This window comes from Micromonospora sp. NBC_00821 (assembly GCF_036347035.1).
In the GTDB taxonomy this organism is placed as follows: domain Bacteria; phylum Actinomycetota; class Actinomycetes; order Mycobacteriales; family Micromonosporaceae; genus Micromonospora; species Micromonospora hortensis.
Genome location: NZ_CP108880.1, coordinates 1,000,798 through 1,025,862, shown reverse-complemented (window position 1 = coordinate 1,025,862; position 25,065 = coordinate 1,000,798). Strand labels below are relative to the sequence as shown.

The 25,065-nt window shown below is 70.6% G+C and carries 21 protein-coding genes; 4 read left to right on the top strand and 17 right to left on the bottom strand.

Translation table 11 applies throughout. The annotated features are described in order from the left end of the window. Positions 1–29 precede the first annotated feature (29 nt). Complete coding sequence (locus OHB44_RS04885; protein WP_238684480.1) at positions 30–2,474, top strand: transposase; 2,445 nt, start codon at positions 30–32, stop codon at positions 2,472–2,474. Between the two features lie 273 nt (positions 2,475–2,747). Here the strand turns inward: OHB44_RS04885 and OHB44_RS04880 are convergent, their stop codons facing one another. The 4 genes from OHB44_RS04880 to OHB44_RS04865 all read right to left on the bottom strand — a co-directional run bounded on the left by OHB44_RS04880 (position 2,748) and on the right by OHB44_RS04865 (position 7,900). Then, a complete protein-coding gene (locus OHB44_RS04880) occupies positions 2,748–3,341 on the bottom strand; it encodes a GTP-binding protein (protein WP_007455465.1) in 594 nt (197 codons plus the stop codon). Position 3,342: 1 nt separating this feature from the next. Further along, a complete protein-coding gene (locus OHB44_RS04875) occupies positions 3,343–3,717 on the bottom strand; it encodes a DUF742 domain-containing protein (protein ID WP_124820399.1) in 375 nt (124 codons plus the stop codon). 98 nt (positions 3,718–3,815) lie between these two features. Beyond that, positions 3,816–4,220, bottom strand: coding sequence for a roadblock/LC7 domain-containing protein (locus tag OHB44_RS04870; protein ID WP_030329023.1), 405 nt, complete (start codon positions 4,218–4,220; stop codon positions 3,816–3,818). Beyond that, complete coding sequence (locus OHB44_RS04865; protein WP_330439730.1) at positions 4,217–7,900, bottom strand: nitrate- and nitrite sensing domain-containing protein; 3,684 nt, start codon at positions 7,898–7,900, stop codon at positions 4,217–4,219. The genes OHB44_RS04870 and OHB44_RS04865 overlap by 4 nt, the downstream gene beginning before the upstream one ends. Before the next feature lie 502 nt (positions 7,901–8,402). On the opposite strand from OHB44_RS04865, the gene OHB44_RS04860 reads away from it, so the two are divergent. Next, positions 8,403–8,696 carry a hypothetical protein gene (locus OHB44_RS04860; protein ID WP_238683575.1) on the top strand — a complete coding sequence of 98 codons (294 nt, stop codon included), beginning with the start codon at positions 8,403–8,405 and terminating at the stop codon, positions 8,694–8,696. Positions 8,697–8,698: 2 nt separating this feature from the next. Here the strand turns inward: OHB44_RS04860 and OHB44_RS04855 are convergent, their stop codons facing one another. Continuing rightward, positions 8,699–9,772, bottom strand: coding sequence for an adenosine deaminase (locus OHB44_RS04855; RefSeq protein ID WP_238680481.1), 1,074 nt, complete (start codon positions 9,770–9,772; stop codon positions 8,699–8,701). A gap of 53 nt (positions 9,773–9,825) precedes the next feature. Next, positions 9,826–10,248 (bottom strand): PPOX class F420-dependent oxidoreductase, encoded by a 423-nt coding sequence (locus OHB44_RS04850; protein WP_266303701.1) that lies wholly within the window; start codon positions 10,246–10,248, stop codon positions 9,826–9,828. Between the two features lie 57 nt (positions 10,249–10,305). Between OHB44_RS04850 and OHB44_RS04845 the strand changes: the two genes are divergently transcribed. Together OHB44_RS04845 and OHB44_RS04840 are read left to right on the top strand one after the other, a co-directional pair. Next, positions 10,306–10,794, top strand: coding sequence for a MarR family winged helix-turn-helix transcriptional regulator (locus tag OHB44_RS04845; protein ID WP_238683578.1), 489 nt, complete (start codon positions 10,306–10,308; stop codon positions 10,792–10,794). Position 10,795: 1 nt separating this feature from the next. After that, on the top strand, positions 10,796–11,674 hold the full coding sequence (locus OHB44_RS04840; protein ID WP_330439729.1) for a putative RNA methyltransferase: 879 nt from the start codon (positions 10,796–10,798) through the stop codon (positions 11,672–11,674). A gap of 2 nt (positions 11,675–11,676) precedes the next feature. Here OHB44_RS04840 and OHB44_RS04835 read toward each other — a convergent pair whose 3' ends face one another. The 11 genes from OHB44_RS04835 to OHB44_RS04785 all read right to left on the bottom strand — a co-directional run bounded on the left by OHB44_RS04835 (position 11,677) and on the right by OHB44_RS04785 (position 24,898). After that, a complete protein-coding gene (locus tag OHB44_RS04835) occupies positions 11,677–12,357 on the bottom strand; it encodes a DUF4272 domain-containing protein (protein WP_330439728.1) in 681 nt (226 codons plus the stop codon). 110 nt (positions 12,358–12,467) lie between these two features. After that, complete coding sequence (locus OHB44_RS04830; RefSeq protein WP_238683581.1) at positions 12,468–13,751, bottom strand: thymidine phosphorylase; 1,284 nt, start codon at positions 13,749–13,751, stop codon at positions 12,468–12,470. 174 nt (positions 13,752–13,925) lie between these two features. Next, positions 13,926–14,636, bottom strand: coding sequence for a cytidine deaminase (locus tag OHB44_RS04825; protein ID WP_238683582.1), 711 nt, complete (start codon positions 14,634–14,636; stop codon positions 13,926–13,928). Between the two features lie 192 nt (positions 14,637–14,828). Then, positions 14,829–16,109, bottom strand: a complete 1,281-nt coding sequence (locus OHB44_RS04820) for an ABC transporter permease (RefSeq protein WP_238683583.1) — start codon at positions 16,107–16,109, stop codon at positions 14,829–14,831. A gap of 3 nt (positions 16,110–16,112) precedes the next feature. Further along, a complete protein-coding gene (locus OHB44_RS04815) occupies positions 16,113–17,486 on the bottom strand; it encodes an ABC transporter permease (RefSeq protein WP_266303703.1) in 1,374 nt (457 codons plus the stop codon). After that, a complete protein-coding gene (locus tag OHB44_RS04810; RefSeq protein WP_330441181.1) occupies positions 17,483–19,057 on the bottom strand; it encodes an ABC transporter ATP-binding protein in 1,575 nt (524 codons plus the stop codon). The genes OHB44_RS04815 and OHB44_RS04810 overlap by 4 nt, the downstream gene beginning before the upstream one ends. 251 nt (positions 19,058–19,308) lie before the next feature. Continuing rightward, positions 19,309–20,376 carry a BMP family lipoprotein gene (locus OHB44_RS04805; protein ID WP_238683850.1) on the bottom strand — a complete coding sequence of 356 codons (1,068 nt, stop codon included), beginning with the start codon at positions 20,374–20,376 and terminating at the stop codon, positions 19,309–19,311. A gap of 277 nt (positions 20,377–20,653) precedes the next feature. Further along, entirely contained in the window at positions 20,654–20,995 is a 342-nt protein-coding gene (locus OHB44_RS04800; protein ID WP_330439727.1) for a hypothetical protein, read from the bottom strand. 86 nt (positions 20,996–21,081) lie between these two features. Next, positions 21,082–22,011, bottom strand: a complete 930-nt coding sequence (locus OHB44_RS04795; protein WP_330439726.1) for a sugar ABC transporter permease — start codon at positions 22,009–22,011, stop codon at positions 21,082–21,084. After that, positions 22,008–23,648 carry an ABC transporter permease subunit gene (locus OHB44_RS04790; protein ID WP_330439725.1) on the bottom strand — a complete coding sequence of 547 codons (1,641 nt, stop codon included), beginning with the start codon at positions 23,646–23,648 and terminating at the stop codon, positions 22,008–22,010. Before OHB44_RS04790 ends, OHB44_RS04795 begins: the two co-directional genes overlap by 4 nt. After that, positions 23,648–24,898, bottom strand: coding sequence for a sugar ABC transporter substrate-binding protein (locus OHB44_RS04785; protein WP_266303706.1), 1,251 nt, complete (start codon positions 24,896–24,898; stop codon positions 23,648–23,650). The genes OHB44_RS04790 and OHB44_RS04785 overlap by 1 nt, the downstream gene beginning before the upstream one ends. Positions 24,899–25,065: the final 167 nt, after the last annotated feature.

Genomic DNA, 25,065 nt, shown 5'->3' with positions numbered 1-25,065 from the left:
GGAGCATCAGTTGCTGGCAGAGGAAAGACCTGTCCCGGGAGGAGGACGACGCCGTGGCGCTCGTGCGCGTTTACTGCGGTCTGGCCTCGGCGGATTCGGCTGACCGACCGGCCTCGGCCGGTTCGATGCTGACGTCCGCTGTGGTCGACGACGCAGGCCGTCTGCTGCATGTCTGCGAGATCAGCGATGACGCCGCTGGCTACGCCCAGCTCGTCGCGCTGCTCGTGGAGCGGTCGGGCGGGCCGAGCGGTGCGGCCATCGCCGCCGACAGCGACGACCACACGGTCACCTCGCTGCTGAGCGCGGCGGGGCGACCCCTGGCGATCGCTGACGACGACTCGGTGGACGACTTCGCCGAGCGGTTCGCCGATGACGACTCCCTTGAGGAGATGCAGTCGCCTCCGGTCGAACGACGGGCGGTCGGCCTCGCCCGCGCGTTGCAGGCGGGGGCGCTCTCCGCCGTCACCCTGCCGGCACCCCGGGACCTCGCCGGCTACAAGCAGGTGCTCGCCGCGCACGCCGCGCTGGCCAGTGGCCGACACTCCGCCGCCGTGGCGCTGCGCGAGGTTCTGCGGGAGCTCTACCCGGCTGCCCTGCGCGCATACCCGGACCCGGCCGAGCCGGTCTCCCTGGCCGTGCTGGACGCGCTGCCCGAGCCGGGCATGCTCGGCGGCACCGTGGCCCGGGGCCGCGAGGTGTCGGTCGCGGCTGATGCCATCGCCGCGCACCTGGCCGCGGACGGGGTCGCCGATGCCGAGGAGATCAACGAGGCGGTCACCGCCCTGCGGGTCGCCATCTCCGAGACACCCCGACGTGCCGCGGTCAACCGGGCGCTCACGTCCGCGGTGGCAGAGACGGTCCGCCAGGCCGTCGCCTCCGTACGGGCCTGCGACGCCGGCTGTGAGGCGCTGGTCAGCGCGCTCAGCTCACGGGTCAGCACGCCTGTCCAGGCACCCGGGCGGCGGGCCGCGGCCCGACGCGGCGAGTCCGTCGGCGAGTTGACCGGCCTGGCCGGCACCAACGCCGGGATGACCGGCCTCGCCGGCACCAACGCCGGGTTGCGGTCGGTCCGACCCACCCCGGCAGCCGCCGACCCGGCGCCCGCCGTCGGGCGGCGCAGCCGTCCCGAGCCGGTCCCCGGTAACGCGCCGTTGGCGTCGCCCCGCCCGCTCGGGCCGCCGCCGGTCGCCCCCGCGCCGGTCACGCCGCCGCCGGTCGCACCCGCGCCGATGACCCCGGCGGCGATGGCTGGTCCGCCGGCGTCCACGCTGCCCAGTCGCAGTGAGCCGCTTCCGAGCCGGATCGACGGCCCGACCAACCGGCCCGTCTCCTCTCCGCCGCCTCCGCCGCCCGGGATCACCCCGATCGCGCCGACGCAGCGCGGCATGGTGCCGCCAGCCGAGGCCGGTGAGCCGTTCCGGCCGACGCTGACCACCGCCGCGATCAACAACGCGCGGGCCGAACGGCAGCGGACGGTCATTCCGCCCCGCCCCAAGACCAACGGCGAGCCCCGGCCGAGCCACCAGCAACGCCCTGTCGACGAGCCACCCACCGGCGGGTTCAGCGCCACCGATCTCAGCATTCCGGTGCCGACCCCCCGACCGGGGCAGGAGGCGGCACCGCCCGGCTCCCGAGCCAACTGGCCGCTGGTCAACAACCCGGAGGACCCGTCCGACAGCTCACCGAACAACCCGGTGGCCTACTCGTACGGCGGCAGCCGCGGTGTCGACGCCCCGACCGACCCGGGTCGGGCCGACGGTCGGGTCACCCCGCCGTGGTTGGCGGACGACCTGCCTCCGGAGCCGCCGATGCTGCGGCTGGTGGAGCCGCCGCCGCTGGCCGACCGGGCGCTGCGCGAGGGGCTCAACCCTCCCGCGGACCAGCACCTGGAGACGCCGCCGCTGCGCCTGGTCGACCGGGAGCAGGCCGCTCGCAACGGTCGGGCGGCTGCCCGCACCGAGCGCGCCGCCGAGCACCGGCCGCCGCCCCCGGTCGAGCACCGGCCGCCGCCGATGGAGCACCGACCGCCGCCGGTCGCCGATGAGGGCGACGGCGATCTGCTGATCTTCGCGCAGGCCAAGTCGGCCTGGTTCGTCGGGCAGGCCGAGGAGTCCGACCTGGACTGGTCGACCACCGCCGACACCGGCTGGCAGGCCGCGGAGCAGGCCGCCCGCCCGGCGGTGGGCGCCGAGACCAACGCCGGGCTGCCGAAGCGCGTGCCGCAGGCCAACCTGGTGCCGGGTTCGCCGCTTCGCGAGGAGCGCCCATTGCGGATAGTGCGTGATGCGGCAAGCCTCGCGGAGAACACGACCGGCTACTTCCGTGGCTGGCGTCGCGGCCAGGAGATCGGCGGTTTCGCTGTGGGTGGTCGGCCCGGTCGCGAGGCGGCCGGCGGCTGGGACTTCAGCCGCGACCACGGGGACCGCGACGACGACCGGGAGTACGAGTACCGCTCGGCGGGCTACCAGTCCTGACCCCCCTTCTCACACGTAGAAGCGCCCCCAGCCAACTGGCTGGGGGCGCTTCTACGTCAGCAGGGCGATCCCCCGGGCACGCAGAAGCCGCCTCGCGAGGACCGTGGCTGGGCCTGGCCCCGGGAAGGGGCTGACAGCTTCCAGGTCGTCAGGAGGCGGCTTGGCGGCGCGCAGGCTCGTCTGAGCGACGAGTCGGCGCGGAGGCACCCACCGGGGCGGCTGGCAGCGCCCGGTGGCGGCCGGAGCCACCACCGGGGCGTGCAGCGTCCCGGATCAGGCCGGGGCGACGGCGCGCGTACGGCGCATGGTCAGCACGTACTCGACCAGCGAGATCAGCACGTGCTTCGTCGACTCCCGGTTACGGGCGTCGCAGGCCACCACCGGCACGTCGCTCGAGATCGCCAAGGCGTCCCGGACGTCCTGCGGGTCGTGGTACTGCATCCCGTCGAAGCAGTTGATCGCCACCAGGTACGGCAGGCGTCGGTGCTCGAAGAAGTCGATCGCCGCGAAGCAGTCGGCCAGCCGGCGAGTGTCCACCAGCACGACCGCACCGATCGCACCCCGCACCAGTTCGTCCCACATGAACCAGAAACGGGTCTGACCCGGCGTACCGAACAGGTACAGGATCAGGTCACGGTCGATCGAGATCCGGCCGAAGTCCATGGCCACCGTGGTCGTCGTCTTGCCCGGCACCTGCCGGGTGTCGTCGACGCCCACGCCAGCGGAGGTCATGATGGCCTCGGTGGTCAGCGGCGTGATCTCCGAGACCGAGCCGACCAGCGTCGTCTTACCGACGCCGAATCCACCGGCAATAACGATCTTCGCCGACGTCACGCGGCCGCTCGGGTTCGGCGGGCGGTGCGACATGTCAGAGCCTGCGAAGTCCACTCAGCACCCTCTCCAGCAGTTCAGTGCCCACCGCGTCGTCGGAGTCGTCCAAAATGGTCGGCTCGTGGACCGCGACCAGGCCGTCCGTCGCCATGTCGGCGATGAGCACCCGGGCCACACCGAGCGGGAGCTGCATCCGCGCCGCGATCTCCGCGAGCGATTGCACGCGACCGTCACACAGCGCGGCGATGTACTGGTGTTCGCGGCCACCACCGTTGCCATTGGCAGCGGTACGGCCGCGCACCGTCGTCTCGACGAGCGCCTCCAGCGCGATGTCGAGCCGGGGACGGGTGCGACCACGGGTCACGGCGTATGGACGGACCAACGCTCCGGTCGGTTCGTCACGATCGGCCATCTCGCCGCTCACCTCCTTCGCACCCGTTACCGGCTCCCACCGGTGAAACCCGTCGTTGTCGTTGCTGCAGTCGTGCCGACCTCACGATCGGCGAGACGTCAGCCCAGCATGCCCGCGGCCGCACGCGGCTGCGGGGTCAGTGCGTCGCCCACCCGGTCGACCAGCAGCGCCATCTCGTAGCCAACCTGGCCCACGTCGGAGCTGCGGGCTGCCAGCACGGCGAAGGACGAGCCGTCCGAGATGGACATCAGGAACAGGAAGCCATTGTCCATCTCCACGACGGTCTGCAACACCGCGCCTCCCTCGAAGCAGCGTGCCGCCCCTTGGGTCAGGCTGACCAGACCCGACGAGATCGCGGCGAGCTGGTCTGCCCGGTCGCGCGGCAGATCCCGTGACGACGCGAGGAGTAGGCCGTCCGCCGATACGGCGACCGCATGCGCGACGCCGGGCACCCGGTCGGCGAAGTTGGCCAGCAGCCAACCAAGATCCTGCGTAGTTGTCATCCTTCTTGCTCCTTCTGCCCGCTCCCGGCCACCGGGCCTGAGCCAGACTGCGAGGATTGCCCTCCCGGAGTCGCCTCCGGGCTGGTCGGGTTGTCCGAGGTGCTACGCCCTCGCTGCACGCCCCGGTGGTAGGCGGAGAGCAGGCCACGAACCGCCTCCGGGGAGCGCCGCTGGACCGAGGTGGTGGGCTTCTCTACCGCACCGGGTACCAGCTGCGCCATCGGCTTGCGCTTCGGCAGACCGGTAGTGGTGGTCTCGCTCACCGGCGCCGCGCCGGCCGCTGCGGAGGCAGCACGCCAGCCGTCGTCGGCGGCGGTCTGCCAGCCGTTGCTCTGCGGTTGGGGCCGGCGGTTCGGCAGGCTCTCGGCGAGGCTGGGGCGGGTGCCCTCGTTCGCTGTGGAGCCGTTGTCCCGCGGCGCTCCTCCGACCGTCGGAGTGTCTGCCATCGGTGTGTTACCTGTCGTCCCGGGTGGTGTCTTGTGGACTGCCCGACCGCTGGCCTCGACTGTGGCGAACTGCTGGGTCGCGGAGTCGCCGTTCGTCGTTGGCTGAGCGCCGGCCGCGGTCTCCTCGGAGCCCGGGCGACGGGTACGGAACCAGGCCGACTCGAGCTCCCGGAAGATCGGCAGCTCCATCGTCTCATCCGCGTACCGCTGACGGTTCTGCGCCTGCGGCTGCTGCGGTGCCGGCCGTGTCTGCGGAGCCGGAGCCGGAGCCGGCGCTGCTGCCGGAGTCGGCGCTGGAGCCGGAGGCTGGGCTGCGGCCGGCTGCTCGCCGGGTCGCGGCACCCGCGGCAGTTCCGTCGTCATGTCCAGCGCGGCGGCGAGCCGCTCGGGCACCGGCGGGGTGGCCGTGTCCCGGTCGCTACCCGGCACTGGCGGCCAAGCCGGCGGCGCCGGAGCGTTGGGTGCCTGCGCGGGCGGGGCGGATCGGGGCGCGAAGCCGCTGAACGACTGGCTGGACGCCGGCGGCGCCGAGTAGGGCTGGTTCGAGTACGGCAGACCGGACGACGGCGAGGCCGAGACCGGCGACGCGGACACCGGCGGACCGGCGTACGGCTGCCCGGAGGCCGGAGCGGCGGACACCGGCGCGCCGCCGTACGGCGCGCCCGAGTAGGGCTGGCCGGAGTACGGCTGGCCGGAGGCCGGCGAGGCGGAGACCGGCGCACCGGAGTAGGGCTGCGCGGAAACCGGTGGTGCCGAGTACGGGTGCGTCTCGGGGCTGCTCGGCAGCTGACGCGGAATGGAAGGCTGCTGGCCGGTGGTCGGGGTCTCGTCCCCGGCCCGGCGCTGCGGCAGCGGGTCGACCCCCGGGCCGTTCGCCGAGCGGGGGGTGAACCCGTCGCCGCCGTTGACGCCGTTCGTCCCGGCCGCGCCGGTCAGATCGGACCAGGCCGGCATCGAGCGGTACGCGCCGCCGTTGGCGGGAGTGCCGGCACCGTTGCGCGTCGCGGGGTCGAACGGGCGACCGCCCAGGGTGACCTGGTTGCCGGACTCGCTCGGGCGGGGGCCGTTGCCCAGCGCGGGCAGCGCGCCGAAGACCGGCGCGGGCCCACCGGACTGCGGACCACCAAACTGGGGAGCACCGGACTGCGGACCACCGAACTGGGGAGCACCGGACTGCGGGCCACCGAACTGGTGAGTACCGGCCGCCGGCAGCGCCGGAGGCTGCTGCACCCGACCGGACAGCGCCCGGGGCACCAGCACCGAGGTCGGCAGGCTCACTTCGGCGACGGTGCCGCGATCGCTGCCGGGGCGCAGCTCGACCCGGACACCGTGCCGCGACGCCAGCCGGGCGACCACGACCAGGCCCATCATCCGGGAAACGGCCACGTCCACCTGGGGCGGCGTCGCGAGCCGCTCGTTGAGGTCGTGCAGCTGGTCGGCGCTGATGCCGATGCCGCGGTCCTCGACGTACAGCGAGGAGCGGTCGCCGACTCGGCGAGCCTCGACCATGACCTGCGAGTCGGGCGGGGAGAACGCTGTGGCGTTGTCGAACAGCTCCGCGACGAGGTGCACCAGGTCGTTGACCGCGTGCGCGGCGACCTCGATGTCGCGGTCGATGACACCGAAATCGATCCGGGTGTAGTGCTCGACCTCGGACTGCGCGGCGCGCAGCACGTCGATGAGGGCGGCCGGCTCACGCTGCACACGGGTGGAGTCGGCACCGGCGAGCACCAGCAGGTTCTCGTCGTTACGGCGCATCCGGGTGGCCAGGTGGTCGAGCTGGAACAGCTCGGCCAGCCGGTCCGGGTCCTCCTCGCCGCGCTCCAGCCGGTCGAGGTGCCCGATGAGGCGGTCGACCAGGATCTGGGAACGGCGGGCCAGGTTGACGAACATGGTCGCGACGGAGGCACGCAGTGCCGCCTGCTCGGCGGCCGTGCGGACGGCTTCCAGGTGGACGGCGTTGAACGCCTCGGTCACCTGGCCGAACTCGTCCTTGCTGCGCACCGGCAGCGGTTCGGCGATCTGGTTGGCCAGCTGCACCGGGGAGAGCTGCCCGACGACCTGCGGGTCGCGCAGACGGGCCACCGCCTGTGGCAGGCCGTACTGGGCGACGGAGAGCGCGCCCTGCCGCAGCTCACGGAGTGAGCGGGCCATCGAGCGGGCCACCAGGTAGGCGAAGAGGATGGCCAGCAGCAGCATGCTGAGCAGCAGGCCGGTCTCCAGGAAGACCTGGCGCTGGACGTCCGAGCGGAGGGTGTCGGCCTGGTTGACCACTTCACTGTCGAGCTTCCGCTCGACGGTGCGGATCAGCTTGGCGTTGGCCGTCATGGCGGCTTCCCACTGGTCCGGGCCGAACGGCGCACCGCGCATGTCGCCGGTGGTGTTGCCGTCGATCCAACCGGTGTAGTTCTGTGCCTGCCGGCGGTCGCCGCCCGCGACCGTCTGGTCGTGGAACTTCGCGTCGTCCGGGGTGGCGACGGCCTTGAAGCTCTGCAGAGCCTGCTGCTGACCGGTGTCACTGGCGACGTAGTCCCTGCGCAGTGCCGGGGTCAGGCGCTGTCGGCCCTGAACGCCCAGCGCGCGGTGCACGACGACCCGGCGTACGGCCAGGAACTCCTTCTCCCGGGCGACCGCCGCGGCGGCGCGCATCCGGTCGCTCAGTTGGTTGTCACCGGCGAGCTGCGTGGACGAGTCGCGGATGGCGAGCAGGTCACTGATCAGACCCTCGTACGCCTGCACGGTCTCGGTGAGCGCGAGCTTTCCGTTGAACACCTGGCTGCGGACGCCCGCCAGGTCCTGGAGGTTCTGGTCGATGCTGTCGAGGAGACCCTCAAGGCTGCTCGGCAGGTCCTCGACCTCGGCCCGCTGCTGCCGGTACGGGGCCGCATCCTGATCCACCCGGGAGTTCACCCGGTTGTAGGCCTCCTGGTACTGGGCCGTCGGCTGCGTCCCGTTCGCGCCCAGCAGCAGCACGGCGGCGGTCCGCTCGTCCTGCAGGCTGTCGACCAGATCACCTGAATAGCTCGACAGATTCGCCAGGTCGCCAGCTCGGTTGGCATTGTTGAGCGTCTCCACGTGGTCGATAAGACCACTGGTGCCCACCACGACCGTGGCGATGGTCGGCACGATCATGATGAGACCGAGCTTGGACCAGATCGGCATGTCCCGGAGCCGGCTGGCCGGCCGGCGCAGCCGCGACAGGAAGGAGCCCGCCGTCTTTGGCCGTTTGCTCACGTCACCGCCCTCGCGATTACAGCTTGAACGCGTTGCCCCGGGCAACGCCCAGCGACCGACCCGGCGGGTCGGACCCCCGAGATTCCATCACGCCGGTCGACAAGAAGAAAGCCCAGGTTGTCCCGGACCGAAGGTGTGATGAGATGTTGATGCGATTTGATAGCAGTCTGTCTGGCCGGAGTAACTGAAGGTAATGGAACATCCGCACCGTGTTGTCCTACTGGCCGGCCCATCGGGGTCCGGAAAGTCGTACATAGCGCAGCAAACCGGTTTGCCGGTGCTGTGCTTGGACGACTTCTACAAAGACGGCGATGACCCTACGTTGCCGAGACGAAACGGGCAGGTGGATTGGGAATCGCCGCACTCTTGGGACGCCCCCAGTGCGGTGGAAATCATTGCCCAACTAGCCCGCGAGGGCCGAGCCGATGTGCCGGTTTATGCGATCGGTGCCGATCGACGGGTGGCCACCCGGCCATTTGATGTCGCCGGATCGCCACTTTTCGTGGCCGAAGGGATCTTCGCCGCCGAGATCGTCGAGGAGTGCCGCAGCCGCGGCCTGCTCGCCGGGGCGTACGCGCTGCGCCGCCCGCGCGGGGCCACCTTCCTGCGCCGACTCGCCCGCGACCTGTCCGAGCAGCGCAAGGCGCCTCGGGTGCTGATTCGACGCGGGGTGTCGCTGCTACGGGCCGAGCCCGCGGTGCTGCGTCGGCAGATGGGCCTCGGCGCGGAGGCGGCCCGCGCCCGGGAGGTGCTGCGCCGGGTGGCCGGGCTGCTCGCCGGCCACCCACATGGCTGAGCTCAGGCCAACAGCTTCGCGTACGCCGGCTTGATCACGTCATCGATGATCCGCAGCCGCTCGTCGAACGGGATGAAGGCGCTCTTCATCGCGTTGATGGTGAACCACTGCAACTCTTTCCAGCCGTAGCCGAACGTCTCCACCAGCAGCGACATCTCCCGCGACATCGAGGTGCCGCTCATCAACCGGTTGTCGGTGTTGACTGTGGCCCGGAAACGCAGGTCCCGCAGCAGGCCGATCGGGTGGTCCGCGATCGAGGCCACCGCGCCGGTCTGCACGTTCGACGAGGGGCACAGCTCCAGGGGGATCCGCTTGTCCCGGACGTACGCGGCCAGCCGGCCGAGTGATCCGTCGGGTGCGATGTCGTCGACGATCCGCACCCCGTGGCCGAGCCGGTCCGCCCCGCACCACTGGATCGCCTGCCAGATGGAGGGCAGACCGAACGCCTCGCCGGCGTGGATGGTGAAGTGGAAGTTCTCCCGCTGCAGGTACTCGAAGGCGTCCAGGTGCCGGGTGGGCGGGAAGCCCGCCTCGGCGCCGGCGATGTCGAAGCCGACCACCCCGGCGTCCCGGTGCCGCACGGCCAGCTCGGCGATCTCCTGGGAACGGGCGGCGTGCCGCATCGCGGTGAGCAGGGTGCCCACCCGGATGGTCAGGCCCGCCTCGACCGCCTGTGCGGTGCCCTCGGCGAACCCGGCCAGCACCGCCTCGACCACCTCGTCCAGGCTGAGGTCCCGTTCCAGGTGCTGCTCCGGGGCGAACCGCACCTCGGCGTAGACCACACCGTCGGCGGCCAGGTCGAGGGCGCACTCGCGGGCGACCCGACGCAGCGCGGGCGCGGTCTGCATGACCGCCACCGTGTGCGCGAACGTCTCGAGGTAGCGCTCCAGGGAGCCGGAGTCCGCCGCGTCCGCGAACCAGCGTCCGAGCGCCTCCGGGTCGGTGGTGGGCAGTTCGTGGCCCACCTCGGCGGCCAGGTCGACGATCGTCGCCGGCCTCAGCCCGCCGTCGAGGTGATCGTGCAGCAGCGCCTTCGGGACCTTGACGATGTCCTCGTACCGGATAGTTGCGACCATGCTCAGACCCTAGTCAGCGGCCTGGACGGACCGGTACGGGACCGGCCGGGGCGTCACGGCCGCCAGCCGTACACCCCGTGCACGTCGAGCCGGATCACGAGCCGCCCGTCGGCAACCATGGCGGCCCGGTAGTCCGCCCAGTCCGGGTGGTCGCCGCGAATCCGGCGGTAGACCTCGACCAGTTCGTCGACCGTCTCGTCGGTGGTGGCCCCTGCCGGCTCGCTGAGCGTCACGGTCCCCTCCGCGACCGCGTACGCGTCGCCGTCCGGAGTGGTCACGTGGAAGCTGGCCCGGGGATCGCGGCGCAGGTTGCGCACCTTCGCCCGGTCCCCGGTGGTGGAGCAGCGGATCAACCCCGGCTCGGCCAGGTAGTCGAGGTTGGAGAGCTGGGGCCGCCCGTCCCGACGCACTGTGACCAGCACTCCGCGCCCTCGCTGACCGAACAGCTCCCACAGTCGGTCGGAATTGGTTGACATGTCATCGAATCTAGAGCCAGATCGATGACATGTCAACGAAAGCGTTAGACTCGACGGATGGACGCACCCCGGTGGCTGGACGAACGCGAGGACCGCGCCTGGCGCGGCTACCGCAGGATGCGTCGACTGCTCGACCTGGAGCTGGCCCGGGAGCTGGCCCAGGACGCCGGCCTCTCCGAGCCGGACTACGACGTGCTGTCCGACCTCTCCGAGACGCCGCATGGGCAGCTGCGCCTGCGGGAGCTGGCAGACCGCATGCTGTGGTCGCGCAGCCGGCTCTCCCACCACCTGACCCGGATGCAGCAGCGCGGCCTGGTGACCCGCGAGGAGTGCGCCGATGACGCCCGGGGCTCGGTCGTCGTCCTCACCCCCGCCGGGCGGCAGGCCATCGAGTCCGCCGCCCCCGGCCACGTGGCCGCCGTCCGCCGACACCTGATCGACCTGCTCACCCCGGCGGAGATCGACGCCCTCGGCGCGCTCACCCACCGGGTGGTCGACCACCTCGGTGGGCGGGCGCCCCAGCCACGGCACGATGCGGAGGTCTGACGTGGACCCCCGCATCCTCGACCGGCTGCGCTGCCCGATTTGTGGCGAGCCGCTGGCCGAGGCGACCGCCGGCACCACCAGTGCGCTGCGCTGCCCGCGCCGGCACAGCTTCGACATCGCCCGGCAGGGATACGTCAACCTCCTCGCCGGGCGCGCCCCGCACGTCGGCGACAGCGCCGAGATGGTCGCCGCCCGGGCGGACTTCCTCGCCGCCGGGCACTACGACCACATCTCGGCCGCCCTCTCCACCGCCGCGACGGAAGCCGCCGGTCGGCGCCACGCGTCGCCGACGCCCGACTTCGGGGCGTACCCCTTGGTGGTGGATGCCGGCGCCGGCACCGGCCGGTACCTCGGCGCGGTGCTGGCGGCGCTGCCGGACGCCGTGGGTCTGGCCCTGGACGTGTCCAAGCCGGCGCTGCGCCGCGCCGCCCGCGCGCATTCCCGGGCCGCCGCCGCGCTCGCCGACACCTGGCAGCGACTGCCGCTCGCGGACGCCTCGACCGCCGTGCTGCTGAACGTCTTCGCCCCGCGCAACGGCCCGGAGTTCCACCGGGTGCTCGACCCGGCCGGCACGTTGCTGGTGGTCACGCCCGACACCGACCACCTCGCCGAGCTGGTGGACGCCCTCGACCTGCTGCGGGTGGACCCGGACAAGGCCGACCGGGTGGCCGGCAGCCTGGGTGAGCACTTCACGCCGGTCAGCTCGACCGTGCACCGGGCGGAACTGGCGCTGACCCGGCCGGAGGTCGCCACACTGGTCGGGATGGGCCCCAGCGCCTGGCACACCGACCCAGCCGCGCTCGCCACCCGGCTGGCCGCGCTGCCCGACCCGGTCCGGGTCACGGTGGCGGTCCGGCTCGACGTCCTGCGACCTCGCTGACCTCAGGTGGAGAGGTCGACCTCTTCCCAGCCGGGCGGCTCGTCGTGGTACGGCCCACGCAGGATGACCGCCCACTCCAGCGCCCAACGTCGCTGCCCGATCGCGTTCGCGTCGACCAGGCCCGGCGCCCGCCGGCCGCCGCGCTCGGTCTCCAGGTACGCCCAGTCCAGGCAGTAGTGCAGGTCGAGCAGGGCGGCCGCGTCGGCCGGGTGCTGCGGCGCGGTGAGGATCCGGGAGCGCCAGTGCGGGAAGGTCTCCCCCTGGGCGATGTGCGGCAGCCGCTCGACCAGCCGCTCGTCGACGGCCAGCGTCGGGTCGAGCTGTTTGCTCAGCCCGAGCACCCAGGCCAGCGCGAAGAGCGCGTCGTGGTGCAGCACGAACGACCGGTGGTCACCCTTGCCGCCCATCACGAACTGCCACTCCGGCGGGGTGACCATGTCGACCAGGTGCGAGCCGAGCAGCCAGCTCATCGCCGCCTGCGGGGGCATCCCGAAACAGCGGGCCAGGATCAGGTGCAACACCGCGATCCGCGCCTCGATCTCCGCTGTCGGGCGCAGGTCGATCTGGTCACCCGGCTCCCACACGAGGGGAAACTGGGCCGGCGGCAACGGCAGGCCGAGCCGGGACAACTCGTCCAGGCTCGCCTCGCGCACCTCACGTGGGTCGGGGGCAGCAACGGTCACGGCGGATCTTCCTGTCTGCTCGCGCCGGCGCAAGGCCGGTTGTCCCCCCTTGGCCTGCGACAATAGCGCTCCCAGGTGACCGGCACCACGCCAGGGCGACGCCGGATCGATCAGCCGATGCGCTCGATGACCAACGACGTCGCCGCCGGAGCCGTCGGCGCGATCCGCACCGCGTTGGCGGCCTCGGTCAGCGCGGCCGGAATCCGCGTCGCGTCGTCGGCACGCAGCTCGTAGAGCGCGTCACCGGCCCGCACCTCGTCACCCGGCCGCTTGTGCAACACCACACCGGCCGGCACGCTGACCGGGTCCTCCTTGCGCGCCCGACCCGCGCCGAGCCGCCACGCCGCAACCCCCATGGCGTACGCGTCGACGGCCGCGACGTACCCGTCCCGCTCGGCGCGGACCACCTCCACCTCGGCGGCCGTCGGCATCGGCGCGTCCGGGTCGCCGCCCTGCGCCCGGATCATCGCCCGCCACGAGTCCATGGCCCGGCCGTCGCGCAGCGCCGCAGCCGGATCGGCGTCCGGCAATCCCGCGGCGTCGAGCATCTCCCGGGCCAGTGCGAGGGTCAGCTCCACCACGTCGGCCGGTCCGCCACCGGCCAGCACCTCGACCGACTCGGTCACCTCGACCGCGTTGCCGATCGCCAGGCCGAGCGGGGTGGACATGTCGGTGAGCAGGGCGACAGTCCGCACACCGTGCGCGCCGCCCAGCTCGACCATGGTGCGGGCCAACTCGCGGGCCTGGTCGACGGACTTCATGAAGGCGCCCGAGCCGACCTTGACGTCGAGGACCAGCGCCCCGGTGCCCTCGGCGATCTTCTTGCTCATGATCGAGCTGGCGATCAGCGGGATCGCCTCCACGGTGCCGGTCACGTCGCGCAACGCGTACAGCTTGCGGTCGGCGGGGGCGAGCCCGGATCCGGCCGCACAGATCACCGCACCGACCTCGTCCAGCTGGGCGATGAACTCGTCGTTGCTCACCGTGGCCCGCCAGCCCGGGATGGACTCCAACTTGTCCAGCGTGCCGCCGGTGTGCCCGAGACCCCGGCCGCTCAGCTGCGGCACTGCCGCGCCACACGCCGCCACCAGCGGGGTGAGCGGCAGAGTGATCTTGTCGCCGACGCCGCCGGTGGAGTGCTTGTCGACAGTCGGGCGGCGTACCGCCGACAGGTCCAACCGCTCACCGCTGGCGATCATCGCGGCGGTCCACCGAGCGATCTCCGGGCCGGTCATGCCGTTGAGCAGGATCGCCATGGCCAGCGCTGACATCTGCTCGTCGGCGACAACCCCCCGGGTGTACGCGTCGACCACCCAGTCGATCTGCGCGTCCGACAGCACACCGCCATCCCGCTTGACCCGAATAACGTCAACAGCAGCAAAACCACTACTCATCAGAAGATCTTCCCTAGTCGGATGGAGATGCCGCCCCGCAACCGTGCCCTGGAACGGCGGGTGCCCACGACGGGGCCGGGGCCGACCGTGCCCGGCGGAGGGATCAAGCCTGACCGCCGGGAGCCGGGCACGGTCGGCCCCGGCCCCCAACCGCAACCAAACCCAAACTCAAGCTCAACCAGCAGCCCAGCGCACCGGAATCTCCACCGGCGGCTCACCCTCGCCAGCCCAGAAGATCGTGCCGGTGGCGTCCACCACTACCACCCGGGGCGTGCGAGCCAGACCCCAGGTGATCACCTCGGCCGGGTCTGCCCAGCTCGGCGCCTCCTCCAGCACCCCGGTCTCGGCGCCGGCGTCGTCTCCCGCCGACCGCTCCCAGTACGCCGTCCAGACCTGCTGACCAGCGGACATGTCGGGATGCACGAAGACGGTGCCGCGTCCGCGCCAGGCGGCGAGCCGCTCCGGGACCACCGGCACCGGCGTCTCCCCGGTGACAGCTTCCAGGTCCTCCACGCCGAAGGCGTGCGGCAGCAGCTCGGCCATCCGCAGTGGCCGGGTCTTGCTCTCGATCAGGCACTCCGGCCCGCCATGCTCCCAGAGCAGCTGCCGGCAGCGGCCGCACGGCATCAACGGCTCACCGGTCGCGTCGACACAGGAGAGCGCGACGAGCCGGCCGCCACCGGTGGCGTGCAGGCTGGACACGACACCGCACTCGGCGCAGAGCGTCACCCCGTACGCGGCGTTCTCCACGTTGCAGCCGACCACGACACGGCCGTCGTCGACCAGCGCGGCGGCGCCGACCGGGAACGTCGAGTACGGCGCGTACGCGTGCCTCATCGCTTCGATGGCGGCGGCGCGCAACCGCGCCCAGTCAATGTCGGTCATTCCACCATCCTGCCGAAGTAGCCCAGGTCAGAAGCCGTCAGGGTACTGCGATCGGCACGTCGGCCCGCAGTGAGCCGCGCTGCTCGCGCCGGCCCGCCGGCCGCGTCGATCATGCGGTTGTGGTGGCCGACAGATGCAACGTCGCGACTTCTGTGTGGCACCACAACTCCATGATCGACGGACCAGCGCGGGTCAGCCCTTGATGTACGGCTTGCCGTCGGCGGCCGGTGCCCGGACCCGGCCGACCAGCCCGGCGACGGCCAGGATGGTCGCCAGGTAGGGCAGCATGGCGAGGAACTGGCTGGGGATCGAGCTGCTGATCGCGCCCAGGTAGGTAGCGAGCTGGTCGGCGAATCCGAAGAAGAGCGCGGCGAGCAGCGCGCCGGTCGGGTTCCACCGGCCGAAGATCAGCGCGGCCAGGGCGATGAAGCCCTTACCGCCGATCATGTTCTTGGTGAACGAGTAGAGCGCCAGCGTGTAGGACGCGCCGCCGATGCCGGCGACCACACCGGCCAGCAGCACGTTGCGGTAGCGGACCCGCAGCACCTTGACGCCGAGCGTGTCGGCGGCGATCGGGTGCTCACCGACCGAGCGGGTCCGCAGCCCCCACCGGGTACGGAACAACCCGATGTGGATCACCAGCACCAGGAACAGCCCGAGGTAGAGGAAGATGTTGCCGCGGAACAGCGCCGGCCCGAGCACCGGGATGTCCTTCAGCAGCGGAATCTCCCAGTTGCTGAACCGGGGCGCGCTGTTGTACTTCTCGGCGTCGGTCTGCATCAGCCGCTCGTAGAGGAAGCCGGTGACGCCGACCGCCAGCAGGTTCAGCACGATGCCCATGACGACCTGGTCGACCAGGTAGCGGATGGCGAAGACGGCGAGCAGCAGCGAGATGAACGCGCCGCCGATGGCGGCGGCGACCAGGCCCACCCACACGCTTCCGGAGATGCTGCCGAACAGGGCCCCGCTGAACGCGCCCATCAGCAGTTGGCCCTCGATGGCCACGTTGACCACACCGGAGCGTTCGCAGAGCACCCCGGCGAGCGCACCGAAGATCAGCGGCAGGGCCAGGATGAACGTGCCCCGGATGATGTTGACCAGCGGCATGAAGTTCTGCCCGGCCGGCGCGGCGGAGACCTGCCAGCAGAGGAACGACAGCACGAAGCCGACGAGCCCGACGCCGAGCACGGGAAGGAACCACCGCTTCGGCACCCCGGCGAGCAGCGCCGCGCCGGCGGCGATCGTGATGATCCCGAACAGGATCGCCCCGATGGTGCCGTTGATCTCCAGTGCGGCGCCGGCCGCGTCGTCGCTGAGGGTGAACCGGGCCTGCTGGTCGGTGGCGAGCGCGCCGAAGAGCACCGCCGACAGCAGGCCGAGCGCCAGCAGCGTGAGACCGACCTTCCGGCTGCGGGTCCAGAAGCCCTCGTCGACCGGGGCGACCGCGATGTCGGGGACAGCCATGGTGGACATGAGTTACCAGCCCTTCGCCAGGCTCGTCTGCAACCGGGCGGCGCGCGCGGCCCGGAGCTGGAAGATCGCCTTCACCAGGGCCGGTGCGGCGATGAAGATGACGATCAACGCCTGGAGCACTGTCACCAGCTCCAGCGAGATCCCGGAGTACGACTGCATCCGGTTACCACCGGCCTGCAGCGCCCCGAACAGCAGCGCGGCGAGCAACACTCCCCAGGGCTTCACCCGCCCGAGCAGCGCCACCAGGATGCCGTCGAAGCCGATCTGCGCGACCACCAGTGGGGTCAACGCGCTGGCGGTGGAGCCGAGCACCATGTTCGAGCCGCCGAGGCCCGCCAGGATTCCGGCGAAAACCATGATCAGGATGTACGTCCGGGTGACGCTGATGCCGGCGGTCCGGGCGGCGTCCGGGTTGGCGCCGACCGCGCGCAGCTCGAAGCCGAGCGTCGAGCGGTTGAGCAGCCAGGCGACCGCCCAGGTGGCCAGCACGGCGAGCAGGATGCCGGCGTGCACCCGCAGGTTGTCACCGAGCAGCCGGGGCAGTTGGGCGGAGGTGTCCACCGCCTTGCTGATCGCGTCGGTGCGGTTCGGGTCCTGCACGCCGTTCTGCACGATCAACCAGGTCAGGAAGTACGTGGCGACGTAGTTGAGCATGATCGTGTTGATCACCTCGTGCGCGCCGGCACGGGCCTTGAGGATGCCGGGGATGAAACCCCAGATCGCTCCGCCCAGCGCGCCGGCCAGCACCGCCACCAGCAGGTGCAGGCCGGGCGGCAGCGGCAGCAGGAAGCCGGCCAGCGCCGCCATGATCACGCCGATGGTGGCCTGGCCCTGGGCGCCGATGTTGAACAGGCCGCCCCGGAAGGCCAGCGCCACGGACAGACCGGTGAAGACCAGTGGCGCCGCGTAGGTCAGCGTCTCCGAGATCGGCGCGAGCACTGCCTGCCAGCCGTTGGCGCCGTCCAGCCAGCCGGAGAACGCCTCCGGGTCGAAGATCGAGCCCTTGAACAGGTTCGCGTACGCCTCGCTGACCAGCGTCCAACTGGAGTTGATCGCGTCGGACGGCCGGGAGGTGATGTACGAGTAGGTGGAGAGCACGTCGGGATCAGAGATGATCATCAGCACCGCGCCGACCACGATCGCCAGCACCAGCGACAGCAGCGTCACAGTGAAGGTGTTCGCCGCCCAGAGGTTGTCCAGGAACAACCGGCCCAGGCTGGGCTTCGGCTCGGGCTCCGGGCCCGGCTTCGCCACCGAGCGGTCCGGCTCGGTGGCCACCTCGGCGCGTTCGGTGTTGCCGAGCGCGTTCTGCGCGGCCTGCGCCTCGCTCGCCGGCTCCTTGTCCGGGGAGCCGGACTGCGGGTTGGGGTTGGTCATGACTCGTCCTCGCTCGCGGAGCCTGCGTCGCTCGCCGGGCCCCCGTCGGCCGCACCCGGCTTGTCGGCGGCGGGTGCCGCACCGGGCTTGTCGTCGGCGGGTGCGGCGATGGCGTCGTGGGCCGCGTCCGGGCTGATGCCGGCCATCAGCAGACCGATCTCCTCACGCGGGGTGTCCGGGCCGACGATGCCGATGATCCGGCCGCGGTACATCACAGCGATCCGGTCGGCCAGCCCGATCACCTCGTCGAGTTCGCTGGAGACCACCAGAACGGCGGTGCCGATGTCCCGTTCGCGGATGACCTGGCTGTGGATGAACTCGATCGACCCGACGTCGACGCCACGGGTCGGTTGGGCGGCGATGAGGAGCTTCAGCGGCCGGGACAGCTCCCGGGCCACGATCACCTTCTGCTGGTTGCCACCGGAGAGGGTGCCCACCGCCGCGTCGGCCGATGAGGTGCGGACGTCGAACTGCTCGATCCGCTCCTTCGCCGAGGCGGCGATCGCGTCCGGCTTCAGCGCGAGCCCGGCACCGAACGGCGGCCGGTCGTAGATGTCCAGCACCAGGTTCTCCGCGACGCTGAACTCCTTGATCAGGCCGTCCACGCTGCGGTCCTCGGGCACGTAACCGACACCCGCCCGGAGCACCTTCTTGGGCTTCCAGCCGTTGATCCGGTCGCCAGCCAGGCTGATCGTGCCGGCGAGCGCCGGGCGCAGGCCCATGATCGCCTCGATCAGCTCGGTCTGACCGTTGCCCTGTACGCCCGCCACGCCGAGCACCTCGCCCGCGCGCACTGTCAGGTCGACGCCGTCGACAGCGCGGATCTGCCGGTCGTCGTCGACGACCAGCCCGGCCACCTCCAGCACCGGCTCGCCCGGCGTGGCCGGGGTCTTGTCCACTGTGAGCCGGACGTTGCGCCCGACCATCAACGCGGCCAGTTCGTCCCGGCTGGCCTCCGGCGAGGCGGTGCCGACGGTCTTTCCGCGTCGGATCACTGTGATCCGGTCGGCGATGGCTTTGACCTCGCCGAGTTTGTGGGTGATGAAGACGATCGACTTGCCAGCCGCCTTGAGCGACCGCATGACCGTCAGCAACTCCTCGGTCTCCTGGGGGGTGAGCACCGCGGTCGGCTCGTCCAGGATGAGCAGGTCGACGTCGCGGGTGAGCGCCTTGACGATCTCGACTCGTTGCTGGATGCCGACCGGCAGGTCCTCGATCACCGCGTCCGGGTCGACCCGCAGGTTGTAGCGCTCGGACACCTCGGCGACCTCGCGCCGGGCCCGCCGCCGGTCCAGGAAGCCGGCGACGCCGCCCCTGATCTGCTCGGCGCCGAGCATGATGTTTTCGGTGACGGTGAAGACCGGCACCAGCATGAAGTGCTGGTGCACCATGCCGATCCCGGCTCCGATCGCGTCGGACGGGCCCTTCAGCTTCAGCGGCTTGCCGTCGACCAGGATCTCGCCCTCGTCGGGCTGGTACAGCCCGTAGAGCACGTTCATCAGGGTCGACTTGCCCGCGCCGTTCTCGCCGAGGAGGGCGTGAATCTCTCCAGGCTCCACCGTCAGGTCGATGTGATCGTTGGCGACCAGATCACCGAACCGCTTGGTGATGCCGCGCAGTTCGAGTCTCAGCGCAACCTCCTGGAGTGCGAGCGATGGTGCAGCGTAGCTGCCGTCGTACCGGCCGGACCGGACCGGCCGCCGTGGTGCGCGATCGGCCGCTCCGACCCCGCGGGGTATCCGCAGAGCCGGAGCGGCCGATCGGGTCGTACCTGTCCCCCGCCGACCCCCCCGATGATCTCACCGGAGCGGCCGGCCGGTTGTCACTTGGTCGGCTGGGCCTTCGAGGTGACGGTGATGGTGCCGGCGGCGATGTCCGCCTTGATCTTGTCGACCTCGGCCTTCAGCTCGGCCGGAACCTTGCTGTCGAAGTCGTGGTACGGGGCGATCGAGACACCGTTGTTGGCCAGGGTGCCGACGAAGCCCGGCTTGGCCGGCAGCTTGTCGCCGGCGGCGGCCTTGATCACGGCCTCCTTGACGGCCTCCGGGATGTTCTTGACCACGGTGGTCACGATCGCGGAGCAGTCCGGGGTGCTCTCGCAGCCGTCCACGTCCACCCAGATGGTGCTGTACTTGCCACCCGAGGCCTTGGCCGCGGCGGTGGTGCCGAGGCCGGAGCCGCCGGCGACCGGCATGATGATGTCCGCGCCCTGGGCGACCAGCGCGTCGGAGACCTTCTTGCCCTCGTCCTGCTTGTCGAAGGCGTTGGAGAACGAGCCCTTCTGGGTCTCCTTGTTCCAGCCCAGCGCCTGGACGTTCTTGCCCTTGGTGGTGTTGAAGTACTTCACACCGTCGACGAAACCGTCCATGAAGATGGTCACCGGCGGGATCGGCACGGCGCCGTAGGTGCCGACCTTGCCGCTCTTGCTCATCCCGGCGGCCAGGTAGCCGGCCTGGAACGCGGCCTGAGCGGTGTCGAACTGCATCGGGTAGATGTTGTCCACGCCCGGGTTCGCGTCGACGATGCCGAACTCCTGGTTCGGGTTCGCCGTCGCGATCTTCTTGGTGGCGTCGCCCATCAGGCCACCGACCGCCAGGATGAAGTCGCACTTCTGGTTGACGAACTGCGTCAGGTTCGGCTCGTAGTCGGCCTCGGCCTTCGACGCGACGTACTTGATGTCGATGTTGTCGTTGGCGGCCTTGGCCTCCTCGAGGCCCTTCCAGGCCGAGGCGTTGAACGACTTGTCGTCGATGCCGCCAACGTCGGTCACCATGCAGGCGCTGAACTTCTTGGCGCCACTGCCGGCGTTGTTGTCATCCTTGGGCGCCTCGCCACAAGCGGCGGCGGTGAGCGCGAGCCCACCCACCGCGAAGATCGAGGCGATCCGCATCCCACGCACCGAGCGCAAGACGTCTCCTTCCCATTGCACACCGCGCCTTGTGCGGTGGCAGCCCATCAGCCGACCTGCGGGTGTGCCGCCGGCTGTCCCACGTTACGGACGGGAGCGTACGCCCGCGTCCACCCACCGGCCGACAATCGTGCACGACTGTTGAGCGCCTGTTACCCGGGTGTAACCCTTGCGTGGGGCAAGTCACTCTTCGTGCTGGTAAGCAAGCGCCACGGCGTCCGCAACGTCCGTTTTCTGGAGGCGTTTTCCTCCTCGGACGTTACCGCCAAAAGACCGCGACCGCCGCGTTGACCAGGGTCAGACCGACGATCGCGAGGAAATGACCGCGGTTGACCACGTCCCGCTTCCGGGAGAAGAAGACCATGACGAAGATCAGCAGCGCGATCACCAACTTCGTCACAAGTTTGGCCGGCGCCGGTTCGTCGCCGTCGCGCAGCGGCGCGGAGAGACCCAGCCCGGTCAGCAACTGGATCACCGCCCCCCACAGCATGGCCGGGTTGATCCGCAGCCGACCGCTGGCGTACTGGGCGATCGAGCCACCGAGCAGCAGGGCGAACCCGATCATATGGACATAGAGAAGGATGAGTCGGAGTGCTTCCACGCCGCCCATCCTCCCCCATCAACGACAGTTTGTAGTAGTGGGTGGGCCGGTCGGCGCGTCCCGGCCGCCCGGCCACTGTCGACTACCTATCCCTTCACGGCGCCGGAGGTGAGGCCGGAGACGATGTAGCGCTGGAGCAACTGGAAGACCAGCACTGTCGGGATCGCGGTCAGCAGGGTGCCGGCCGCGAAGATGCCGAAGTTGGTGTTCCGCTCGCCGCCCTGCAACATGCCCCGCATGCCGACCGCGAGGGTCTTGGCGTCCGTGTCGGTGAGGAAGACGCTCGCCATCAGGAACTCGTTTATGGTGTTGATGAAGGCGAGCAGCCCGGTCACCGCGAGGATCGGCGCCACCAACGGCAGCATGATCCGGAAGAAGACCTGGGCGTGTGAGGCGCCGTCCACTGTGGCCGACTCGTCCAACTCCCGGGGCAGGGTGTCGAAGAAGCCCTTCATCAGCCAGGTGTTCACGCCCAGCGCGCCACCCAGGTAGAGCAGCAACAGACCCCACGGGGTGTTGAAGCCGATGGCCGGCCACAGGTCGGTGATCGTGCCGAAGATCAGGAAGATCGCGACGATCGCCAGGAACTGCGGGAACATCTGGATCAACAGCAGTGACAGCAACCCCACCCGTCGCCCCTGAAACCGCATCCGGGAGAAGGCGTACGCCGCGAGCGCGGAGAGGAAGACCGAGGCGAACGCGGCCCCGCCGGCGATGAGCAGCGAGTTCAGGAGCCAGTCGGCGAACTCGGTGCGCGCGAACAGATTCCCGAAGTTCTCCAACGACACCCCGCCGGTCGGCACCAACTCGGTGGACGACAGGGTGCCGAGCGGATTGAGCGCCGCCGAGACGACGAACACGAGCGGAAAGAGACTGAACAGCACGCCGAGCAGGCCGACCAGGTGCCGCCAGCCGACCTCGGCGAACCATCGCTTCTTCCGCTTGCCCGCGTTGCGGTTGACCGCTGCCGGGCCGTTCGCGCCACCCGGGACGGCGGTGCCGGTGAGCATGGTCATGCGTACACCTCCTCCTGTTGGCGGGTCCGCCGGAAGCTGACCGCCGACACCACAGCGACGATGGCGAAGATGAACAACGAGATGGCAGCGGCGAAGCCGAACTGTGCGGCCTGGCCACCGAACGCCAGCCGGTAGGTGTAGGTGATCAGCAGGTCGGTGGCGCCGTTGCTGGGGTTGTCCGCCGGGAACGGCGCGCCCTCGGTGGTCAGGTAGATCGCGTTGAAGTTGTTGAAGTTGAACGCGAACGACGAGATCAGTAGCGGCGAGAGCGCGACCAGCAGCAGCGGCAGGGTGACCGCCCGGAACGACTGCCAGCGCGACGCCCCGTCGACCGAGGTGGCCTCTGTCAACTCCCGTGGGATGGCCTGTAGCGCGCCGGTGGCCACCAGGAACATGTACGGGTAGCCGAGCCAGAGCTGCACCAGGATCACCGCGGCGCGGGCCGACCAGTCCTGCCCGAACCAGTCGACGCCGAGCCCGAACAGATTGTTGATCAGCCCGAAGTCGGTGTTGAACATGTCCCGCCAGACCAACAGCATCGCGAAGGACGGCATGGCGTACGGCAGGATCAGCAACATCCGGTAGAGGTTGGTGCCTCGCATTCGGGGCGAGTGCAGCGCCAGGGCGATCACCATGCCGAGGATGAACGTGCCGCCGGTGGAGCCGATGGCGAAGGCGAAGTTCCAGATCAGCGTGCCGAGGAACGGCCCGGAGATCCGCTCGTCGGTGAGCACCCGGGTGAAGTTGGACAGCCCGACGTTCACCTTCCACCCCTGGGCGAGCCGCTCGCCGTCGGCGGCGACGAACGCGCCGACCTCGCCGTCCGCGGTCCAGGTCTTGCCACTGTCGCTGTCAGTGACGCAGTCGCAGCCGGCGTCGTACGCCCGGACGGCCTTGCCCTCGTACGCCCGGGACAGGCCGGACGAGCGCAGCGCGCCTCCGGCGGTCGGCACCACCAGGTCCGTGATGTCCTTGCTGCGGGCGCTGGCCTGGCCGACGTTCAGCACTGTGTAGCCGTCGGCCGCGGTGATCTTTCCGCCGGGGCCGACGGTGGCCGCGCCGGGATCGAGCGGACGCAGGCCGCCGGCGTCGCCGACGGAGACCGTGTCGCTTCCTGGCTTGGTGATCAGGAAGACCAGGGCGCCGGTGGCTGGGTCACCCTTGGTGGCGACCGACAACGGGTACTGGGTGGACCCCGGGACCTGCTTGACCGAGGAGCTCTGGATCGCGACGATCGCGTCGTCCTTGCTGCCGCGGTGGCCGTCGCCGAAGTTGGTGAAGGCGGTGCTCGCGGTGTAGAGCACCGGTACGACCTGGAAGGCGATCAGGAAGAGCGTGCCGGGGATGAGGTACTTCGCCGGGACGTGCCGGCGGCCCAGGTACAGATAGAACAGTGCGGCGGTGGTCAGCACGAGCACCGCCAGCCCGATCCACTTCTCGGCCGCCACGAGCGGGAAGGCCGCCCAGATCGCGATCCCGGCCACCAGGCCGAGCAGGATCACCTTCGCGGCGAGGCCGGCCACGGTGATCGGCGCGTGGTTCCGCGCGGTACGGGAGGTGCGCGGGGACCCGGTGCGGACGGGCCCCCGGCCCGGGGCCTGCTGGGCAGACCCCGGGCCGGACAGCGGTGCGCTCATTACTTGATCGAACCGGCGATCGTCTTGCCGGCCGCGGTGACCGTGCTGGTCGGGTCGGCGCCGCCGATGACGGCGGCCTCGGCCTTGCCGAACGGGTCCCAGATCGCGGCCATGGCCGGGATGGCCGGGAGCACCTGGCCGTTCTTGCCGGCCTCGATGAACTTGGCCAGGTCCGGGTCACTGCTCTTGACCTGGTCCAGCGCGGCGGTCAGCGCCGGGGGACGCGGGTCGGCCTGGTAGAGCGCCACGGCCAGGTCCGGCGTGGTGACGTGGTTGGCCACGAACTCCTGGGCGAGAGCCTTGTTCTTGCCCTTTGCCGCCACGTAGAAGGACTGGACGCCCACGAACGGCGCGGCCGGCTTGCCGCCGGCGAAGCCGGGAACGGCGGAGACGTCGTACGTGATGCCGGCCTTCTTCACGTCGGCGGTGGCCCACGGCCCGGAGACCAGGAAGGCGCACTTCTTGCCGGTGAAGGTGGCTGTCGCGTTGGTGTCGGCGATGGAGCGCTTCAGCACGCCCTCGCCCTTCTCACCGAGCGCGGCGATCTTCTTGAACGCGGCGATCGACTCGGGCTTGCCCACGCCCAGGTCCTTCGGGTCGTAGTCGCCGTTCGCCGTGGTGCCGAAGAGGTAACCGCCGGCCGAGGTGTACAGCGGGTAGATGTGGTACGCGTCGCCCTTCTGGCCGACCTGGAGGCAGAGCGTCTCGGTGACCTTCTTCTGCGCCTTGAGTTGCTTGCCGGTGGCGACCAGGTCCTCGATTGTCTTCGGTGCCTCGGGGGCCAGTTCGGTGTTGCGGATCAGCGCCAGGTTCTCCTGGGCGTAGGGCACGCCGTAGAGCTGGCCGTTGAACGTGACGGCCTTGACGGCGGTCTCGTTGAAGGCGGCCTTCTGCTCGTCGGACAGCTGCACCGGGTCGATGGCACCGTTCTGGACCAGGTTGCCGATCCAGTCGTGCGCGCCGATCACCACGTCCGGGCCGCCGCCCTGGCTCGACACGGTCACGAAGTTGTTCTGGAGGTCCTCGTTCGGGACGGCCTGGACCTCGACGGTGACACCGTTCTCCTGGCCGAACTTCTCGGCGAACGGCTTGAGGGCGGCGGTCCGCTTGTCGTCCGCCCAGATCACCAGTTTGCCACCGGCGGCCTTGGGGGTGTCCTTCGCGGCCGGCTCGTCGCTGTCGCCACCGCAGCCCGAGGCGGCGAGCGCCAGGGCGAAGAGGGCGACCACACCCGCGGTACGGATGCGCATCGGTGCTCCTGTCGTCATGGCGGGCCGCCGGGGGAAGGGCGGGCCCGCCAGTGGAAAGCTCTGGAAGTTCTTGCCAACCGGCGCATGGATGCTGCGCCGCTGCTATCGCATGTTGCGGGGACGTTAGCAAGGCGTTGCAAGTTATGGAAGGGCTTGCAGAGCACCCC

Bases quoted from the DNA above. Each gene is read 5' to 3' on its own strand.
- OHB44_RS04880 (WP_007455465.1), bottom strand. From the start codon at position 3,341: ATGTCGCACCGCCCGCCGAACCCGAGCGGCCGCGTGACGTCGGCGAAG.
- OHB44_RS04875 (WP_124820399.1), bottom strand. From the start codon at position 3,717: ATGGCCGATCGTGACGAACCGACCGGAGCGTTGGTCCGTCCATACGCC.
- OHB44_RS04870 (WP_030329023.1), bottom strand. From the start codon at position 4,220: ATGACAACTACGCAGGATCTTGGTTGGCTGCTGGCCAACTTCGCCGAC.
- OHB44_RS04855 (WP_238680481.1), bottom strand. From the start codon at position 9,772: ATGGTCGCAACTATCCGGTACGAGGACATCGTCAAGGTCCCGAAGGCG.
- OHB44_RS04850 (WP_266303701.1), bottom strand. From the start codon at position 10,248: ATGTCAACCAATTCCGACCGACTGTGGGAGCTGTTCGGTCAGCGAGGG.
- OHB44_RS04845 (WP_238683578.1), top strand. From the start codon at position 10,306: ATGGACGCACCCCGGTGGCTGGACGAACGCGAGGACCGCGCCTGGCGC.
- OHB44_RS04830 (WP_238683581.1), bottom strand. From the start codon at position 13,751: ATGAGTAGTGGTTTTGCTGCTGTTGACGTTATTCGGGTCAAGCGGGAT.
- OHB44_RS04825 (WP_238683582.1), bottom strand. From the start codon at position 14,636: ATGACCGACATTGACTGGGCGCGGTTGCGCGCCGCCGCCATCGAAGCG.
- OHB44_RS04820 (WP_238683583.1), bottom strand. From the start codon at position 16,109: ATGTCCACCATGGCTGTCCCCGACATCGCGGTCGCCCCGGTCGACGAG.
- OHB44_RS04815 (WP_266303703.1), bottom strand. From the start codon at position 17,486: ATGACCAACCCCAACCCGCAGTCCGGCTCCCCGGACAAGGAGCCGGCG.
- OHB44_RS04805 (WP_238683850.1), bottom strand. From the start codon at position 20,376: ATGCGGATCGCCTCGATCTTCGCGGTGGGTGGGCTCGCGCTCACCGCC.
- OHB44_RS04795 (WP_330439726.1), bottom strand. From the start codon at position 22,011: ATGACCATGCTCACCGGCACCGCCGTCCCGGGTGGCGCGAACGGCCCG.
- OHB44_RS04790 (WP_330439725.1), bottom strand. From the start codon at position 23,648: ATGAGCGCACCGCTGTCCGGCCCGGGGTCTGCCCAGCAGGCCCCGGGC.
- OHB44_RS04785 (WP_266303706.1), bottom strand. From the start codon at position 24,898: ATGCGCATCCGTACCGCGGGTGTGGTCGCCCTCTTCGCCCTGGCGCTC.